The organism is Curvibacter sp. EU05-FHT14A10 (genome assembly GCF_058791075.1).
In genome coordinates, this window is record NZ_JBYTDE010000002.1 from 286,693 (window position 1) to 301,306 (window position 14,614).

Annotated in this window: 22 protein-coding genes; 6 read left to right on the forward strand and 16 right to left on the reverse strand. The window is 67.4% G+C overall.

Features of this window, described 5'->3' with window-relative positions:
- Positions 1 to 31: 31 nt before the first annotated feature.
- Positions 32 to 907 carry a nitrogenase iron protein gene (gene nifH / locus AC3WUT_RS04430; protein ID WP_492345866.1) on the reverse strand — a complete coding sequence of 292 codons (876 nt, stop codon included), beginning with the start codon at positions 905 to 907 and terminating at the stop codon, positions 32 to 34.
- 394 nt (positions 908 to 1,301) lie between these two features.
- Between nifH and AC3WUT_RS04435 the strand changes: the two genes are divergently transcribed.
- The 6 genes from AC3WUT_RS04435 (at position 1,302) to AC3WUT_RS04460 (ending at position 4,951) form a co-directional block, all read left to right on the forward strand.
- Complete coding sequence (locus tag AC3WUT_RS04435; RefSeq protein WP_492345867.1) at positions 1,302 to 1,802, forward strand: group II truncated hemoglobin; 501 nt, start codon at positions 1,302 to 1,304, stop codon at positions 1,800 to 1,802.
- The gene (locus AC3WUT_RS04440) at positions 1,795 to 2,403 is read left to right on the forward strand and encodes a hypothetical protein (RefSeq protein WP_019572769.1); all 609 of its coding nucleotides are present in this window, start codon (positions 1,795 to 1,797) and stop codon (positions 2,401 to 2,403) included. Before AC3WUT_RS04435 ends, AC3WUT_RS04440 begins: the two co-directional genes overlap by 8 nt.
- An 11-nt stretch (positions 2,404 to 2,414) precedes the next feature.
- A complete protein-coding gene (locus AC3WUT_RS04445; protein ID WP_019572768.1) occupies positions 2,415 to 2,753 on the forward strand; it encodes a thiosulfate sulfurtransferase GlpE in 339 nt (112 codons plus the stop codon).
- Complete coding sequence (locus AC3WUT_RS04450; protein ID WP_492345868.1) at positions 2,750 to 3,238, forward strand: ArsC/Spx/MgsR family protein; 489 nt, start codon at positions 2,750 to 2,752, stop codon at positions 3,236 to 3,238. The genes AC3WUT_RS04445 and AC3WUT_RS04450 overlap by 4 nt, the downstream gene beginning before the upstream one ends.
- Positions 3,239 to 3,265: 27 nt before the next feature.
- Positions 3,266 to 3,499: an FmdB family zinc ribbon protein gene (locus AC3WUT_RS04455; RefSeq protein ID WP_492345869.1), complete on the forward strand. Its 234-nt coding sequence runs from the start codon at positions 3,266 to 3,268 to the stop codon at positions 3,497 to 3,499.
- 735 nt (positions 3,500 to 4,234) lie between these two features.
- Positions 4,235 to 4,951 (forward strand): hypothetical protein, encoded by a 717-nt coding sequence (locus AC3WUT_RS04460; RefSeq protein WP_492345870.1) that lies wholly within the window; start codon positions 4,235 to 4,237, stop codon positions 4,949 to 4,951.
- 131 nt (positions 4,952 to 5,082) lie between these two features.
- On the opposite strand, the gene AC3WUT_RS04465 is transcribed toward AC3WUT_RS04460, so the two are convergent.
- The 15 genes from AC3WUT_RS04465 to nifB form a co-directional block, all read right to left on the reverse strand.
- Positions 5,083 to 5,526: a hypothetical protein gene (locus AC3WUT_RS04465; RefSeq protein WP_492345871.1), complete on the reverse strand. Its 444-nt coding sequence runs from the start codon at positions 5,524 to 5,526 to the stop codon at positions 5,083 to 5,085.
- Between the two features lie 8 nt (positions 5,527 to 5,534).
- Complete coding sequence (locus AC3WUT_RS04470) at positions 5,535 to 5,831, reverse strand: 2Fe-2S iron-sulfur cluster-binding protein (protein ID WP_019572762.1); 297 nt, start codon at positions 5,829 to 5,831, stop codon at positions 5,535 to 5,537.
- 68 nt (positions 5,832 to 5,899) lie between these two features.
- Positions 5,900 to 6,748 carry an SIR2 family NAD-dependent protein deacylase gene (locus AC3WUT_RS04475; protein ID WP_492345872.1) on the reverse strand — a complete coding sequence of 283 codons (849 nt, stop codon included), beginning with the start codon at positions 6,746 to 6,748 and terminating at the stop codon, positions 5,900 to 5,902.
- Between the two features lie 9 nt (positions 6,749 to 6,757).
- A complete protein-coding gene (locus AC3WUT_RS04480; protein WP_492345873.1) occupies positions 6,758 to 7,921 on the reverse strand; it encodes a DegT/DnrJ/EryC1/StrS family aminotransferase in 1,164 nt (387 codons plus the stop codon).
- A 2-nt stretch (positions 7,922 to 7,923) separates the two neighbouring features.
- A complete protein-coding gene (locus tag AC3WUT_RS04485; RefSeq protein ID WP_492345874.1) occupies positions 7,924 to 8,184 on the reverse strand; it encodes a hypothetical protein in 261 nt (86 codons plus the stop codon).
- 57 nt (positions 8,185 to 8,241) lie between these two features.
- The gene (gene nifT, locus AC3WUT_RS04490; protein ID WP_492345875.1) at positions 8,242 to 8,457 is read right to left on the reverse strand and encodes a putative nitrogen fixation protein NifT; all 216 of its coding nucleotides are present in this window, start codon (positions 8,455 to 8,457) and stop codon (positions 8,242 to 8,244) included.
- A gap of 54 nt (positions 8,458 to 8,511) precedes the next feature.
- Positions 8,512 to 9,666 carry a cysteine desulfurase family protein gene (locus AC3WUT_RS04495; RefSeq protein ID WP_492345876.1) on the reverse strand — a complete coding sequence of 385 codons (1,155 nt, stop codon included), beginning with the start codon at positions 9,664 to 9,666 and terminating at the stop codon, positions 8,512 to 8,514.
- Positions 9,667 to 9,696: 30 nt separating this feature from the next.
- On the reverse strand, positions 9,697 to 10,161 hold the full coding sequence (locus tag AC3WUT_RS04500; protein ID WP_492345877.1) for a DUF3024 domain-containing protein: 465 nt from the start codon (positions 10,159 to 10,161) through the stop codon (positions 9,697 to 9,699).
- Positions 10,158 to 10,451 carry a nitrogen fixation protein NifZ gene (locus tag AC3WUT_RS04505; protein WP_492345878.1) on the reverse strand — a complete coding sequence of 98 codons (294 nt, stop codon included), beginning with the start codon at positions 10,449 to 10,451 and terminating at the stop codon, positions 10,158 to 10,160. The genes AC3WUT_RS04500 and AC3WUT_RS04505 overlap by 4 nt, the downstream gene beginning before the upstream one ends.
- The gene (locus AC3WUT_RS04510) at positions 10,448 to 10,813 is read right to left on the reverse strand and encodes a nitrogen fixation protein NifZ (RefSeq protein WP_019572754.1); all 366 of its coding nucleotides are present in this window, start codon (positions 10,811 to 10,813) and stop codon (positions 10,448 to 10,450) included. The genes AC3WUT_RS04505 and AC3WUT_RS04510 overlap by 4 nt, the downstream gene beginning before the upstream one ends.
- Positions 10,806 to 11,654, reverse strand: coding sequence for a 4Fe4S-binding leucine-rich repeat protein (locus tag AC3WUT_RS04515; protein WP_492345879.1), 849 nt, complete (start codon positions 11,652 to 11,654; stop codon positions 10,806 to 10,808). The genes AC3WUT_RS04510 and AC3WUT_RS04515 overlap by 8 nt, the downstream gene beginning before the upstream one ends.
- Positions 11,651 to 12,223: a hypothetical protein gene (locus AC3WUT_RS04520; protein WP_492345880.1), complete on the reverse strand. Its 573-nt coding sequence runs from the start codon at positions 12,221 to 12,223 to the stop codon at positions 11,651 to 11,653. The genes AC3WUT_RS04515 and AC3WUT_RS04520 overlap by 4 nt, the downstream gene beginning before the upstream one ends.
- A gap of 15 nt (positions 12,224 to 12,238) precedes the next feature.
- Positions 12,239 to 12,640, reverse strand: coding sequence for a HesB/IscA family protein (locus tag AC3WUT_RS04525; RefSeq protein WP_492345881.1), 402 nt, complete (start codon positions 12,638 to 12,640; stop codon positions 12,239 to 12,241).
- A gap of 1 nt (position 12,641) precedes the next feature.
- Positions 12,642 to 12,836 (reverse strand): 4Fe-4S binding protein, encoded by a 195-nt coding sequence (locus AC3WUT_RS04530; RefSeq protein WP_019572750.1) that lies wholly within the window; start codon positions 12,834 to 12,836, stop codon positions 12,642 to 12,644.
- A 79-nt stretch (positions 12,837 to 12,915) separates the two neighbouring features.
- Complete coding sequence (gene nifB / locus AC3WUT_RS04535; RefSeq protein WP_492345882.1) at positions 12,916 to 14,511, reverse strand: nitrogenase cofactor biosynthesis protein NifB; 1,596 nt, start codon at positions 14,509 to 14,511, stop codon at positions 12,916 to 12,918.
- Between the last annotated feature and the right edge of the window lie 103 nt (positions 14,512 to 14,614).

The following is a 14,614-nucleotide window of genomic DNA, read 5'->3' on the forward strand; positions in this document are numbered from 1 at the left end:
TGGGGCCCTGCGCCCCGCGCCCGGGGGCCCTTCAGGCGGCCACGGCCGACTTGCCGACTTGCGACTCGTCGATCTGCTTCATGATCCCGTGCTCCATCAGCAGGTCTTCCAGCTGGTCCATGGTGATGGGGGTGGGGATGGTGCCGTTGCCGGCGTTGTTGTGCACCTTGGTGGCCAGCTGGCGGTACTCTTCGGCCTGCTTGGAGTCCGGGGCGTACTCGATCACGGTCATGCGGCGCAGCTCGGCGTGCTGCACGATGTTGTCGCGCGGCACGAAGTGGATCAGGCGCGAGCCCAGCATCTTGGCCAGCGATTCGGCCAGCTCCAGTTCCTTGTCCGTCTGGCGCTCGTTGCACACCAGGCCACCCAGGCGCACGCCGCCCGAATTGGCGTACTTCAAGATGCCCTTGGAGATGTTGTTGGCCGCGTACATGGCCATCATCTCGCCCGACATGACGATGTAGATCTCTTGCGCCTTGTTTTCGCGGATGGGCATGGCGAAGCCGCCGCACACCACGTCGCCCAGCACGTCGTAAGAGACGTAGTCGACACCGTCGTAGGCGCCGTTTTCTTCAAGGAAGTTGATCGAGGTGATCACGCCGCGGCCGGCGCAGCCCACTCCGGGCTCCGGGCCGCCGGATTCGACGCAACGGATGTCCTTGTAGCCGATCTTCATCACGTCCTCAAGCTCCAGGTCCTCCACCGAGCCGGCTTCGGCGGCCAGCGACAGGATGGTGTCCTGGGCCTTGGCGTGCAGGATCAGGCGGGTCGAGTCGGCCTTGGGATCGCAGCCGACGATGAGGATCTTCTGACCGAGTTCGGTCAGCGCGGCCAGCGTGTTCTGGGAGGTGGTGGATTTGCCGATGCCGCCTTTGCCGTAGAAGGCGATTTGCCGAAGTTTAGCCATTGCAGTACTCCATTCAGGAAGGGTTGAGAACCAAGGTAGCGAACTCGCGACCATGTCAGCCTGGCGTGCCTGTTGGTCTTCTTCTATCGGGTCACGTTGGGCCGGACTTGTGTCCGCGCACTGGTTCTTTGCACCTTCTGTGCCATGCCGAAATCACCGTGTTTCGGCCCGATCAGCGCGCTGTTTGCGACAAAACGACGCCAACATGTCGGCTTGCGACAGCCTTGGCGGGCGCTTTGTCCGGCCGGCTGCAGCGCTTTGTTCCGTTTGCGACAAACCGGTCCCGGCCAGCCCCGCCCCGCGGATGCGGGCGCCCCGCAGGGGCTGTTTTGTCGCGTTTGGTGGCCGCCTGCGTGCGCGCCTGGCCTGGTACGGTCATTGCAGAAAGAGGGGCATGAGCACGCAGCCCCAACCCACGGCCCCCACCGACCTGATGACGGCATCGGTGCCCGTGGCCGCGCCCGTGTCACCCCAGGTGTCGCACTATGAGCAACTGGGTGGCCTGACCCGGGTACAGGCCCTGGTCGAGGCCTTCTATGCGCAGATGGACCAGCGCCCCGAGGCGCAGGCGATTCGCGTCATGCACCCTGCTGACCTGGGCCCGGTGAAGGCCGTGCTGGTGAGCTATCTGTGTGAATGGCTGGGTGGCCCGCGTGACTACAGCGCGCAGCGCGGCCACCCCCGCCTGCGCATGCGCCACCAGCCCTTTGCCATTGGCGACGCCGAGCGCGATGCCTGGCTGCATTGCATGCAGGCCGCCCTGTTCGCCATCGAGGTGCCCCCAGGCCTGCGCCACGCGCTGATGCAGGCCTTTTCAAAGACCGCCGACCACCTGCGCAACCGCGCGGCCGGCCCCCCTGTTTCCTCCACCCTTCCAAGGACTGACCATGACTGAAACCCTGGTGCGCAAACCCATTGAAGACACGGCCCTGGGCCCGCTCGATGCCGATGGCCGACTGCTGAACCCCGTGCTCAAGGCGCCCACGGCCAAGCCCGGTCGGGTCGGCTTCCGGGGCGAGCTGGCGCTGCGCTTTGCCGCCAAGCTGGCCGACGAGGCCCGCCCCCCCGAACTGACCTGCGACCAGGTGATGGCCGTCGCCCAGGTGGGGGAGGCCCACCTGCCTTTCTTCGCCGGCTACCTGCTGAGCTTCGAGCACCTGAAAGACGTGGCCGAGGTGCTGGGCGACAGCCTGAGCGCCGGCGGCAAGTACTTTTTGTTCTGCAACAACATCGACCTGTCGAAAAAGTACCAGGTGCCCTACCGCGGCGCGCTGTTCTATGTGCTGCCCATCGACGAGTCGACCGTCTACAACGAACTGCTCGACCTGCTGTACCTGGAGAAGAGCGAGCTCAAGAAGAAAGACACGGCCGGCAAGCTCGATGCCGTGGCCGATGCGGCGCTCAAGTACGACGTGACCTTTGACACCATCACCTACGCCGAAGGCCTGAGCCTGATGGGGCCGGTGCGCAACCCCAACGAAAACCGCCCGGTCTGAGCGACGGCGCCATGCGCGGCCCCCGCCTCTTCCGCCGGCTCACGCTGGCCGAGCTGGAGCGCTGGTGCGCCAGCCGGCCCCACGCCCTGGTGCTGGATGCACGCGACCCGGGCAGCCATCAGCGCGATGGCTGGGCCGGCTCGGTGCGCCTGGGCCCGCACAACCAGGACGCGCTGCTGCTGCAGACCGATCGCAAGCGCCCCATCCTGATCTACTGCCATCACGGCCACGCCAGCCAGACCTGGGCCCAGATGTTTGCCGACTTCGGCTATGTGGACGTGTGTGACCTGGTGGGCGGCCACGCGGCCTGGGCGCAAGCCCACCCCCTGCCCCCGGAGGAGCCCGCATGAGCCACATCGTCTTCTACGAAAAGCCCGGCTGCGGTGGCAACGCCCGGCAGAAGGCCGCACTGCGCGCTGCGGGCCATACCCTGGAGGTGCGCGACCTGCTGCGCACCGCCTGGACCCCCGACACCTTGCTGCCCTTTCTGCACGGCCAGCCCGTGCCCGACTGGTTCAACCGCGCGGCGCCCCGCATCCGCCAGGGCCTGCTCGACCCCGACACCCTGAACGGCGACGAGGCCCTGGCCTGCCTGCTGGCAGAACCCCTGCTGATACGCCGCCCATTGATGCAGTGCGGCACCCAGCATCACCTGGGCTTTGTGACCGAGGCCGTGCACGCCTGGGTGGGCCTGGGCCCCAGTCTCGCCACGCTGTCTGGCCCCACCGGGCTGGAGGGCTGTGCCCATGCCCATGCGCCTTCTCACACCGATTCGCCCCCACCACCGGGCCTAGAGCCTGGCCGCTGCGCCAGCCCGCCGCCGCTCGCCGCCTGATGCCCCCACCACGCAAGGACCCCTGCCATGCCTCTTTATGACTACCACTGCCCGGCCTGCGGCCACCGCTTTGAAGCCCTGGTGCGTGCCGGCAGCGCCCCCACCTGCCCCCAATGTGGCAGCAGCAGCCTGGAGCGCCAGATCAGCGCCCCGGTGCCACCAGGCCAGAGCAAGGCCATCATCGCCTCGGCACGCCGCCAGGCCGCTCGCGAAGGTCATCTGAGCAACTTCTCGAAGGCCGAGCGCGGCAAGCTGGGCTGAGGTAAGTGTTTGAGACATTGAACGCTCCCTGATTCCGAGGCAGGCCATGCCTGCCGTCGCCCGACGTTGGGTTCCGCCTTCCTTCAAGCCCCGTTCAACAGCGATGGTTCAAGCATCACTCAGCAAAACTTGGTAACGGATAGAGGCCCGGTCAGCTGCAAGAATGGCGCTTGCCAAATCAGGCCTGATACGGCTTCCTCTACTCCACAGAAACGGGCGGCCCAGCCAGACCAGCTCTTCAGAGCCAGGTAGGGATGAGGTCATGACCCAGTTGACCACCTGGCTGGGCCTGCTCCCGGTTCCTCTCACCGAAAGTGCGCCGCCGGTGCTGGTGAAGAGGGATGGTGTGCCGTACTCAGAGAGATTGAGCCGTCAAGGGGTACATCAGGCCATGAAACCAAAAGTACGCAGAAGGAGGCAGCATGCGAACAACAACGGATCCCCACACGAGCGACCCCGAATTTGCTGACGACTACGTGGTGCACCAACCCAGCCAATATTCGGTCACGAGAGGCGTTACCTCAACGGGCGAGGTCCTGTACCTCCTGACCTTCATCGACTCGATGCTTGTGCCTGTGATCTCAGGAGAGCGCCACAGTGCGAGAGAACAGAAGCTGATCCGAACGACTGTTCAGATGTCGAAGAGTTTTTTTGAACACATGGTGAAGACTGTGGAATCCCTGGAACCCAGGGCAGCCACAGCCGTGCCAGCGGGTACCGCGAAGGGCCAGCCCCATGCCGGCAACGGTTGAGGTGACCTTCGACCCCAGCTTTCAGCGGTTTTTGCAGATGGCTACGTCCCATTCGCAGATCAAGCCCACTGAAAAAATTCAGTTTGACTCTGCGTTTGGTGTGGGCCCCGAAGGATCCGTTCATCTGGTCTATTCGTCGGCGACCAGCTTGCCCCCCCATGTCCGGCAACTTGAGCAGGGCTTTGACGAAACAGCGATAGATTTCACTGAAATCCGCATGCCACTGGGTGAAGTACAAAAGCAAGCTGGCCCCTATACTGGTGAGACCATGACATCCCATTCTCGCGAAGAGATTGCCCTTCAGTTCCAAAACGCTCGGCTGCAGGTCGATAAAGACTTGCTGGCTGCCAAGCAGGCGGAAGCCGAATTCCGTGCCGAGATCAAAGTCATGATCGCCCACCAGGGTGAAACCTTTCAGACACTGCGTTCAGACATCAACAAGGCAGTGGGTGAAGCAGGCCTGAATGTGGGGCGCCTGCGCACTGAGATGCACAAAGAGTCATCCGTCAATCTACGCTGGATTGTGTCGACAATGATCGCCATTGGCTTGGCAACAGCTGGCGCCGTCTCATGGGTTGTGAAATCCAGCATCGACGGTCGGTCTGCCACCACCACCGCAGCCTTGGTTTCAGAATCCGTTGGGCAGGGATCGGCCCAAACGGAAAAGGCCGCTCAAGCCCCCTCGCGTCCGACCCAGTAATTGCCCAGCCAACTGTGCCTGTGGTTCTCTTGCAGAGGCTGAGGAAGATTTGGGGACCCAGGCATGGCCCGTCAAAACAAGCACAGGTTCGCGGGTCCCCCTCTGAGTCACCCTCCCACCGAGCGTTGCCCTCACAGCCCGATGCGAAACCACCGCGGCTGTTGTTGGCGGTAAAAGCGCAGCCACAGCAAGGTGGCGGGCACCAGCGACTCGACAGCGAACCACAGCGCCTCGTCCAATTCGGGGCCGGCGGGAGCGCGCAGGCGCGGGGCCAGGGCGGCCCAGCCGGCCCAATCCAACTCGGGCATGACGGCCTGCACCGCGGCATCCAGCTGAGTGGCGGACACGGCCAGTGTGAGCAGGTGCCTGAGCACTTCGGCCCGCGTCAGACGCGAACCCAGCAGTTCATCGCGGGCCAGGCCTTCACACAGCACCAGCACGCCATGGGCAGCCTGCTCGACCAGGCCCAGCAAGGCCCCGGTGGCCCAGGGCGAAGGGCCCGAGAGATCGATCTCGCGCCGGGTGGACGAAGGCTGCGAGGTGGGGCCCGGCTGGGCCGGGCCGGGGGTGCTCACCAGCCGCCTCAGACGAAGCTGAGCAGCTCGACGGTGGCAGGCTCCGTGCCCAGCACCACCTGGCAGGCCAGGCGCGACTTGGAGCTGACGCCCACCAGGGCGTCGAGCTTCTCGTTTTCGAGCTTCTGGATCTTGGACAGGCCCTTGCGCCCCTCCTGGATGAACACATGGCAGGCGCCACATTTGGCCTGCCCATCGCATTTGCTGGCGATCACCTCGCCAACGGCAAGCAGGGCCTGCAGCAGGGTGCTGCCGGCAGTGGCTTCGTAGGTTTTGCCCGAGGGCAGGACGGTCAGTGCGGTCATGGTGGTAGTCAGCTCAAGGCTGGTTCTGGTTGAGGAAATGGGTGACGGGGCAACCGGGGTCGAGGCGCTCAGGCGGTGGCGGTGTCCTGCAGGGCCACCACCAGGCCGGCGGCAAAGCTGGCCAGCGGCTGGGCGATGCGGGTGATGCCCTGCTCCTGCAGAAAGCGCGCCTCCATGCGCGTGGGTTCGTCGGGCAGCACGGCCCAGTGCTGGGCGCTGGAGCGCTTCATGATCTGGCGCGCGAAGCTGCGCGTGAGCTGGTCGTCGAAGCGGCAGCCCAGAAACAGAAAATGCCGCCCGCTGCGCCAGGCCTGCACAGCCGCCGGGATGGGGGTCTGGATGTCGATCTCGGTCAGCACCTCGACATAGTCGCTGTCAGACACCAGGTAGTTGCCAGCCGGCGCATGGGCCCCGATGGGCTTGTAGAGAATGGGCTGCGCGCCGCCCGGGGCCTGGGGCAGGAATTCGCCGTTGGCGGCATAGGCACCGGTCCAGTGGCCGAAATGCTCCGATTGCGACAGGCCCTGCAGCTGCAGCCAGCCGCCCTCAGGCCGCACCTGGGCCAGTGCGGTGGCCAGGGTGTCGTCGTACCAGGCGTCCACCAGCAGGCCCGCATGGCTGCGGGCCAGGGCCAGGTGCAGGGCCGAGGGCTTGGTGGGCGCGGCAAAGGCCTGATTCATCAGGTGCACCACCGATTTGCGGTGCTTGAAGTTTTCGATGAACTGCGCCGCCTGAGTCAGCCGCTTGCGGATCTTGTGCGGCACGCTGACCTGCGAGGTCATCAGCTCGGCCAGGGCCAGCGGCGTGGCCGGCACCGGGGCCTCGGGGCACAGGGCCAGCATGCCCGGGCCGAGATAGGGCACGATCAGGCCTTTGTCAAATTGCTCGGCCAGGGTGGCCATCAAAGGTGTGTTCATGGGCGGCTTTCACAGGTAGATGGCGGCCCCGGCACCGACATTGGTGGCGGTGTCCTTGAGGGTCTTGACGATGTACTGGATGTGCTGCGGCCCCAGGCCGCCATGCAGCGGCAGGGCCAGGGCGCGGTCGCCGATGCGCTCGGTGTCGGGCAGCAAACCGCGCTTGCGGCCGATGGTGTCGCCGGCGTTCATATAGAAGAACTGCTGGTGCAAAGGGTGGCTGTAGGCGGCACTTTCGATGCCGCAGGCCCGCAGGTCGTCGATCATCTGGGTGCGGGCGCTGGCGGTGAAGCGCTTGCCCAGGTGCACCACATAGAGCATCCAGTGCACCTCGTCCACGTCCTCTCCCAGGTAAGGGGGCTTGATGCCTTCAAAGCTTTGCATCTGCTCGTGGTACCAGGCCTCGACCTGCTTGCGTTGCTGCAGGCGCTCGTCCAGCGAGGCCAGTTGGGCCAGGCCCAGGGCGGCGCTCAGTTCGCTGAGGCCGGCCTGCAGGGGCACACGCGAGCCCACCGACACCGAATGCCGGTCGCTCAGGCGGCGCTGGCGCAGGTAGCGCAGCTCGTGGGCCAGTGACTCGTCGTCGGTCACCACCATGCCGCCCTCGCCCGTGCACAGGGCCAACGGGGACGAGAAGTCGAACACCGCCAGATCGCCAAAGCTGCCCACGGTCTGGCCGCCGTAACGCGAGCCCAGCGCCTCGGTGCTGTCTTCGATCAGTGCCAGGCCGTGGGCCTGGGCCAGGGCCCGCAGCGGCCCCCAGGCGGCCGGGTGGCCGTTCGTGTTGCCGGCCAGCAGGGCCCGGGTGCGCGGGCCGATGCGCAGGGCGGCCTTGTCGGCGCTCAGGCAGCCACTCCAGTAGTCGATGTCGGCGAACACCGGGGTGGCACCGCACAGCGTGATGGACTGGGCCACCTGGTGCCAGGTGTGGGCCGCGCACACCACCTCATCGCCGGGCCCGATGCCCAGGGCGCGCAGGGCCATCCAGGTGCCCAGGGTGCCGCTGGCCACGCCCACGGCATGGGCGCGGCCTACCCAGCCGGCAAAGGCCTGCTCAAAGGCCTCCAGCATGGGGCCGTCGCTCCAGCGGCCCGAATCGAGCACGGCCTGGATCAGCGCGCTCTCCTGCGGGCCAGCCTCGGGCTCGAACAGGGCGATGGTGTCGGTCTGCATGCTCAGCCCTCGGTCAGGATCAGCGCCGAGGCCTGGGCCGGCTCCTGCGTGACCTGCCAGCAATGGCCGTCGCTGGCGGCCAGGTAGACGCGGCGTGCGCCCAGGATCAGGGTGGGGGCTTCGTCGCGCATGTCGAAGGCGTCCACCACCAGGGCTCGGATCTCGGGGTGGTGGGCGCGCCACAGCGCGGCGGCATCACGCAGGCTGGAGGCGGCACCCACCAGCTGGCTGGCTTCGTGCAGGTGTTCGGGCATCAGACTCATGGGGGGCTCCTGGGGTGGCAGGGATCAGGACGGATTCGGCGGGTGATCGGCTGAAGATCACTCGGCGACCGCGATGCGACGGGCCTCGACCGTGATGGGCAACGGCGTGTCGGGCGCCATGGCCGGCAAGTCAAGCTGCCAGCCATTGCCCAGGGTGACCAGCCCCCCCCACATGCCGGGCTCGACCATCGAGACGATGGGCTCCTCCAGGTCCTTCTTGGGCACGTAGGCACTGAGCTGGCCTTTGCTGTCTTTTCGGATCATGACTTTCATGGGGAGCCTCTCGTTGGGTTCGGGGTTGGAAAAAAGGGGGCTCAGTCGTGAGCTTCAGTGACAGGCCTGGGCTTCGTGCAGCAGCGGCGCCAGCAGGGGCGGCAGGCCTTGCAGCACGGCGCTCACATCGTCGGCCGTGCTGTCACGGCCCAGCGACAGGCGCACCGCCGCCAGCGCGTGCTCTCGGGGCACGCCCATGGCCGACAACACATGCGAAGGCTGGCTGCCGCCTGAGGAGCAGGCCGCGCCCGATGAGGCCGCCACACCGAGACGCGCCAGGCGCTGCAGCACCGTGTCGGCCGCCAGTTGGCCCACACGCCAATAGCTGGTGCCCGGCAGCCGGGCCTGGCCCTGGCCCCACACCTGCAGCGCGGGCAAGGCCTGGGCCAGGCCCTGCTCCAGTGCATCGCGCAGGGCGGCCTGGCGCCGGGCTTCTGCGTTCACCGCACCCGCGTCGCCCAATGTGCTCAGGGCCGTGGCCAGGCCGACGATGGCGGGCAGGTTCTCAGTCCCCCCGCGGCGACCGCGCTCCTGGCTGCCCGGCACGGGCGAATGAAAGGCCAGGCCCTGGCGCAGCAGCAGGCCACCCACGCCCTTGGGGCCATGGAACTTGTGGGCCGAGAAGCTGACCGCGTCGGCCGCGCAGTCGTCAAACCGGAAGGGCAGCTTGCCCAGCCACTGCGTGGCGTCGGTGTGCAGCAGCGCACCGGCCTGGCGCGTCAGCGCGACCACCTCGGCCAGCGGCATCAGCACGCCGGTCTCGTTGTTGGCGGCCATGAGCGACACCAGGGCGACCTCGGGGTTGATCAGCTCGGCAGCGGCCCGCAGGTCGAGCGCCCCGTCGGGCCGCACCGGCAGCCAGCCCACCGACACCCCCTGCGCCACCAGGCTGCGGGCCAGGGCCAAGTGGGCGCTGTGCTCCACCTGGCTGAACAGCACGCGCCGGCGCCCCAGCGGCGCCCCGGCCAGCAGGCCGCGCACGGCCAGTTGGTTGGACTCGGTCGCACCACTGGTGAACACCAACTCGGCCGGCTTGCAGCCCAGGGCCTGGGCCGACTGCTGGCGCGCCTGGGCCAGGCAGCGGCGGGCCTCCTGCCCTGGCGCGTGTTGCGACGAGGCATTGGCCCAGTGCTGCGCCATGGCCTGCGCCATGGCCTGCAGCACGGCGTGGCTGGGCGCGGTGGTGGCGTTGTGGTCGAGGTAGATCATGGGGGATTCAGACGGGGGTGGCAGGACCGTTCAAGGCCAGAAGACCCGCTGCGGGTCCTGGCACAGCAGCGCCAGCAGGGGTTGCAGCGCCTCGTCTTCGGCCTGTGCAGCCCAGCAGCCGGCTGCGTGGTCGCGGGCAAACAGGGTCCAGCCCCGGCTCCCGCGCGAGGTGCCGGGCTGCAGCAAGGCGATGTCGATCACGCCGCCGCTGCGGTCGATGTTGCGCGAGCAGCAGGGGCTTTCGATGCGCACCCCCTCGCCTTCGCGCAGCACCCGCGGCTTCACGTAGCGGTAGCGGCTGCGCTCGCCCAGCACGCGCTGCACCTGCCGGATCAGCAGGTCCATCACGCGGCTGTCTGCCGAGGTGCCGGGCTGGGCAGCCACGCCCGAGGGCATCTCACGCCGGCGCGCCTGAAGGGCGCGCAGCATCTGGCGCGTCTGCCGCAACGGCCGCAGGGGGCGCACCTGGGCGCCGCCCACGCAACGCCCGTTCATGCCTGCACCTCGTCGGTCTCGGGCAGCAGGCCAGCCGGGGCCGGGGCCAGCTCGACCTCCAGGCAGCCAACCACGGCTTGGGCAAACTGCACCAGGTAGACAGGCTCGTTGAGCTCGACGGCATGGCCGATGTTGACCACCTCGCCCACGCTGCCGCGTGGCGCCAGCAGGGCATCGGGGGCGCACTCGGGGTGGCTGCCATCGTTGACCAGGTCGTCCAGCGCGATCACGCGCTGGCCCCAGGCATACACGGCGGTGCGGGCTTCGATCGGCAGTTGGGGGGCGGTCATGGCAGGTCCTCCTTGGGGGCGGGTGGCAAGCCCAGGTGGTTCAGCGCCTGAGCCTTGTCGCCCAGTTGCTGCAACACCTCGTCGGGCAGGTGGTCCAGGGTGCACAGTTCCTTGGCCCGCATGCCGACCCGATGGCCCGAGTCGACAAAATCGACGGCATAGATGTAGAACTGCTGCAAAAAGGTGTTGATCTGGGTGACGTAGCCGATCTCGCCGCGCTGCACCAGCACGGCGCCGATGTCCAGGCCGTTGTAAGTGCCGTCGTTGCGCACCACCGAACGCGCCACCACCCGCTCGCCAAAGCCGAAGCGCGGGGGCGAGGCGATCTCGATCAGGTCATCGTCACGATTGATGTCAGCCATGGGCATTGCTCCGATGCTTGGAGGGGACAGGCTGGGGGACCGAGGCCAGGGGCAGGCGCTGGCGGGCAGCCGCACGCACCTCGGGGTCGTCGTCTTGCAGCAAGGGGCCCAAGGCGGCGGGGACGGCACGCTGGGCCACCTCCCAGCGCACGCGCCAGTCGGGGTCACCCAGCAACGTGGGCAGCAAGGCGGCGGGCAGGCGCTGGGCCACAGCGCGCCGCACCTCGCCTTCGGGGTCGTCGGCCAGGGCCAGCAGCGCAGGCATCTCGAGCCGCTGCGCCACGCGCAGGCGCACCGCCCTGTCAGGGTCGCTTGCCAGGGTGCTCAGCAGGGGCAGGGGCAGGCGGGCCGCTACGCATTCGCGCACGCCATAGTCGGGATCGCACACCAGCGGGCCCAGCCGCGCCGGGTCGAGTCGCTGGGCCACACGCAGGCGCACCTCGCGGTGCGGGTCCTGTGCCAGCAGGGGCAGGTGGGCCAGCAACTGAGCGATCGGCAGCCTTTGCACCACCTGCATGCGCACGGTTTCGTCGGGGTCGCGCAGCAAGGCCGGCAGGCGGAACACGCTGGCATGGCGCACGGCGATCGCGCGCACCTCGAAATACGGGTGCTGCAACTGGGCATCGGCCAGCCCGGGGTGCCAGCTCAGAAAGCGGCTGATGCGCCGGGCGTAGGCATCGTGCAGGCAGGCGTGGCCGGGCTGGCAGCCCTGGCCCGGAGGCCGCTGCAGCAGAGCGTGCTGCGCGCAGGTGCTGCAGTCCAGTGCAGCACCCGACCAGTGCCGTGCAGGAATGTCGGATTCGGCAGCATCGCGGGCGTGGACATCCGGGCGTGTGCTCATGACCGGGGCCTCCAGCCGCGTACGGGATCACCTTCCTGCCACAGCGGGGTGTCGGGGTCTTCGCCGGCCTCGTGGCGCTCCAGCACCTGCAACAGCAGCGAGCCGCCGACACGGTCTTGCGGGTCCAGCCGGCGCAGCTCGCCCAGCATCAGCCAGGCCTGGGGCCAGTCACCCAGGCGCAGGTTGAGGTAGGCCAGGCCCTTGAGCGTGAACAGGTAGAAACGCACCGCAGCGTCGTGGCGGGTGGCCTCGTCGCTGGGTGGCTCGTCACCGAAATCAGGGCCCAGCGCGTAGCGGGCCAGGGCCAGCGCGTCTTCGCCGGCGGCACGGGCCAGCGCCAGCTCATGCGCATAGAAATGGAAGCGGTACACGGCAATCACCGGCACCGGGTGACGCGGCGCCAGGCACCGGGCCTGTTGCAGACAGCGCAGGGCCGCCTCGGGTTGCTCGCGCAACTGGCCCGCCTGTTCGATCAGGGCCAAGGCCTCGGGCCCCAGGCCGGCGCCCACCACGCTGTCGGCAAAGGCCGCCAGCGCCTGTTCGTCGAAAGCCAGGGGGGCGAAGCTCATGGCGCGGGCCCTGCGTCAGGACAGCAGGCTGGCCGGGCGGCCGCGGCTGATCGAGCCGATCTCGATGCGCGCCACGCCGGGGGGCGCAGCCTCGGCGCTGCTGCTGCAGGCACAGGCCGACTGCTTGGGGTTGACGAAGGTGAGGCCGGACTTGGTCGGGGTGTCGGCAAAGTCCATGGTCACGCCATCGAGCAGCAGGCGGCTTTCGGCCGGCAGGAAGATCTTGAGACCCTGGTGTTCCAGGGTCTGCTCGCCTTCACGCGGGGCGGGCTCGGCGCTGAACTCGGCGTTGTAGCCCGAGCAGCCGCCTTCGCTGACCAACAGCCGAAAGCCAGCGCCCTCGGGCAGGCCCGAGAAGCGGACGATGCGCCGCATGAATTTGTCGGCGGCGGCAGTGATTTGAAGGTTGGGCAGCATGTCAGGCCTTCACGATGCAGCCGTCGACGGGGCACACCGCCACGCACTGGGGCGAGTCAAACTGCCCTTCGCATTCGGTGCACTTCTTGGGGTCGATGACATAGGTGCCGCCTTTTTCGCGGATCGCGACGTTGGGGCATTCAGGCTCGCAGGCCGAGCAGCCGGTGCAGGTGGAACCGATGATCTTCAAAGCCATGATGGCGCTCCTTTGCTGGGGTGAAAGTGGGGTTGAAAAAGAGGGTGCCAGGGTGATGCCAGGGCAAGGCTCGCTGGCTTCAGGCCGCCTGCTGCGCGCCGGTGAAGGCCCCTTGGCGGATCTGCGCATCGCCGCGGTGCTGGTGCAACAGGGCGCCGCTGGCCACGCGGCTGCGGTAGTCGTTGAACCACTCGAGCACGGCCTTCTCGATGAACTCGCCCGCGTAGGCGTCCACCGGCTCGATGCCGGCCACCGACAGCTCATCGCGCGGGCAGGCGCCGATCTTGGACACCAGCACGGCATGGCAGTCGTTGATGGCACGCACCACCGAGGGCAACTGCTCGTCGTCGCCATAGCCGCCCTGGCAGTACAGGTCCACCCGGCGGTGGCCCACAAACAGGGTCTGCTGGGCCGAGACCTCGTAGATCTGGAACTCGGTGACGTGGCCAAAATGCTCGTTCACCCGGCCCCCACCCTGGGTGGCCACCGCCACCAGCAGCTTCAGGTCGTCCACCGGCAACGCGCTGGCGCCGGCCAGGGCCATCTGCTTGGCCTGGTGCTGGGCCTGGCGCTCGATCTCGACCTGCTCCTGATAGCTGCGGCGACGGTCCAGGTCGTACACCACCTCCATCTGGTCGATCTTGTCCTGGGTGAACTCTTCGCTGCGGTCTTCGCCCAGCAGGCCCACCGCATCGGCGCGGCATTGGCGGCAGTGGCGCATCAGGTTGGCACCGCCGGCACAGGCGTCCTGCACGGCCTTGAGCTCTTGCGCGGTGGGGCCGCGCTGACCGGTCAGGCCAAACACCGTGCCGTGCTCGGCCTCGGAGATCAGGGGCATGATGTTGTGCAGAAAGGCGCCGCGCTTCTTGACCTCGCGGTTCACCTCGATCAGGTGCTCGTCGTTCACCCCGGGGATCAGCACCGAGTTGATCTTGGTGAGCACGCCACGTGCAGTCAGCATCTCCAACCCCAGCATCTGGCGTTCGTGCAGGATGCGGGCAGCCTCGATGCCGGTGATGCGGCGGTGGTCCCAGAAGATCCAGGGGTAGATCTTGGCCCCCACCTCGGGGTCGACCATGTTGATGGTGATGGTGACGTGGTCGATGTTGTAGCGGCAGATCTCATCGACCAGGTCCGGCAGCGCCAGGCCGTTGGTGGACAGGCACAGCTTGATGTCGGGGGCCTGCTCCTGCAGCATGCGGAAAGTGTCGAAGGTCTTCTTGGGGTTGGCCAGCGAGTCGCCCGGGCCGGCAATGCCCAGCACGGTCATCTGCGGGATTTCGCTGGCCACGGTGACCACCTTCTTCACGGCCTGCTCGGGCGTGAGCTTCTGGCTGACCACGCCGGGGCGCGACTCGTTGCTGCAGTCGTACTTGCGATTGCAGTAATTGCACTGGATGTTGCAGGCTGGGGCCACCGCCACGTGCATGCGGGCGTAGTGGTGATGCGCCTCTTCGGAGTAGCAGGGGTGGTTCTTGACCTTCTCCCAGATCTCGGGCGGCATGTCGTCGGGGCCGCCGGACGAGCCGCAGCTGGCCTTGCCCTCGCCGCCTTCGGTGCTGCAGCCCCCCGAGGGGGCTGGGATGTCCAGGGGGTCGCCCAGGCGCTTGATCTGTCCAATGCCCACAAAGGCGACGGCGGGTGGGGTGCTGCTGGCGGGGGAAGCGGATTGCATGGAGATCCTTCCTGGCCACCCGGAGTGGCGGCCTCAGGCTTCTTTAGCCAAATCCATGCCACCCAAAAACTTCTTTTAAATCAACAGCTTGTCATCTTTGTAG

What these genes read in the sequence shown, in the direction of transcription:
- nifH (WP_492345866.1), bottom strand. Translation starts at nt 907, where the DNA reads ATGGCTAAACTTCGGCAAATCGCCTTCTACGGCAAAGGCGGCATCGGC.
- AC3WUT_RS04435 (WP_492345867.1), top strand. Translation starts at nt 1,302, where the DNA reads ATGAGCACGCAGCCCCAACCCACGGCCCCCACCGACCTGATGACGGCA.
- AC3WUT_RS04440 (WP_019572769.1), top strand. Translation starts at nt 1,795, where the DNA reads ATGACTGAAACCCTGGTGCGCAAACCCATTGAAGACACGGCCCTGGGC.
- AC3WUT_RS04445 (WP_019572768.1), top strand. Translation starts at nt 2,415, where the DNA reads ATGCGCGGCCCCCGCCTCTTCCGCCGGCTCACGCTGGCCGAGCTGGAG.
- AC3WUT_RS04450 (WP_492345868.1), top strand. Translation starts at nt 2,750, where the DNA reads ATGAGCCACATCGTCTTCTACGAAAAGCCCGGCTGCGGTGGCAACGCC.
- AC3WUT_RS04455 (WP_492345869.1), top strand. Translation starts at nt 3,266, where the DNA reads ATGCCTCTTTATGACTACCACTGCCCGGCCTGCGGCCACCGCTTTGAA.
- AC3WUT_RS04460 (WP_492345870.1), top strand. Translation starts at nt 4,235, where the DNA reads ATGCCGGCAACGGTTGAGGTGACCTTCGACCCCAGCTTTCAGCGGTTT.
- AC3WUT_RS04470 (WP_019572762.1), bottom strand. Translation starts at nt 5,831, where the DNA reads ATGACCGCACTGACCGTCCTGCCCTCGGGCAAAACCTACGAAGCCACT.
- AC3WUT_RS04475 (WP_492345872.1), bottom strand. Translation starts at nt 6,748, where the DNA reads ATGAACACACCTTTGATGGCCACCCTGGCCGAGCAATTTGACAAAGGC.
- AC3WUT_RS04480 (WP_492345873.1), bottom strand. Translation starts at nt 7,921, where the DNA reads ATGCAGACCGACACCATCGCCCTGTTCGAGCCCGAGGCTGGCCCGCAG.
- AC3WUT_RS04485 (WP_492345874.1), bottom strand. Translation starts at nt 8,184, where the DNA reads ATGAGTCTGATGCCCGAACACCTGCACGAAGCCAGCCAGCTGGTGGGT.
- nifT (WP_492345875.1), bottom strand. Translation starts at nt 8,457, where the DNA reads ATGAAAGTCATGATCCGAAAAGACAGCAAAGGCCAGCTCAGTGCCTAC.
- AC3WUT_RS04495 (WP_492345876.1), bottom strand. Translation starts at nt 9,666, where the DNA reads ATGATCTACCTCGACCACAACGCCACCACCGCGCCCAGCCACGCCGTG.
- AC3WUT_RS04500 (WP_492345877.1), bottom strand. Translation starts at nt 10,161, where the DNA reads ATGAACGGGCGTTGCGTGGGCGGCGCCCAGGTGCGCCCCCTGCGGCCG.
- AC3WUT_RS04505 (WP_492345878.1), bottom strand. Translation starts at nt 10,451, where the DNA reads ATGACCGCCCCCCAACTGCCGATCGAAGCCCGCACCGCCGTGTATGCC.
- AC3WUT_RS04510 (WP_019572754.1), bottom strand. Translation starts at nt 10,813, where the DNA reads ATGGCTGACATCAATCGTGACGATGACCTGATCGAGATCGCCTCGCCC.
- AC3WUT_RS04515 (WP_492345879.1), bottom strand. Translation starts at nt 11,654, where the DNA reads ATGAGCACACGCCCGGATGTCCACGCCCGCGATGCTGCCGAATCCGAC.
- AC3WUT_RS04520 (WP_492345880.1), bottom strand. Translation starts at nt 12,223, where the DNA reads ATGAGCTTCGCCCCCCTGGCTTTCGACGAACAGGCGCTGGCGGCCTTT.
- AC3WUT_RS04525 (WP_492345881.1), bottom strand. Translation starts at nt 12,640, where the DNA reads ATGCTGCCCAACCTTCAAATCACTGCCGCCGCCGACAAATTCATGCGG.
- AC3WUT_RS04530 (WP_019572750.1), bottom strand. Translation starts at nt 12,836, where the DNA reads ATGGCTTTGAAGATCATCGGTTCCACCTGCACCGGCTGCTCGGCCTGC.
- nifB (WP_492345882.1), bottom strand. Translation starts at nt 14,511, where the DNA reads ATGCAATCCGCTTCCCCCGCCAGCAGCACCCCACCCGCCGTCGCCTTT.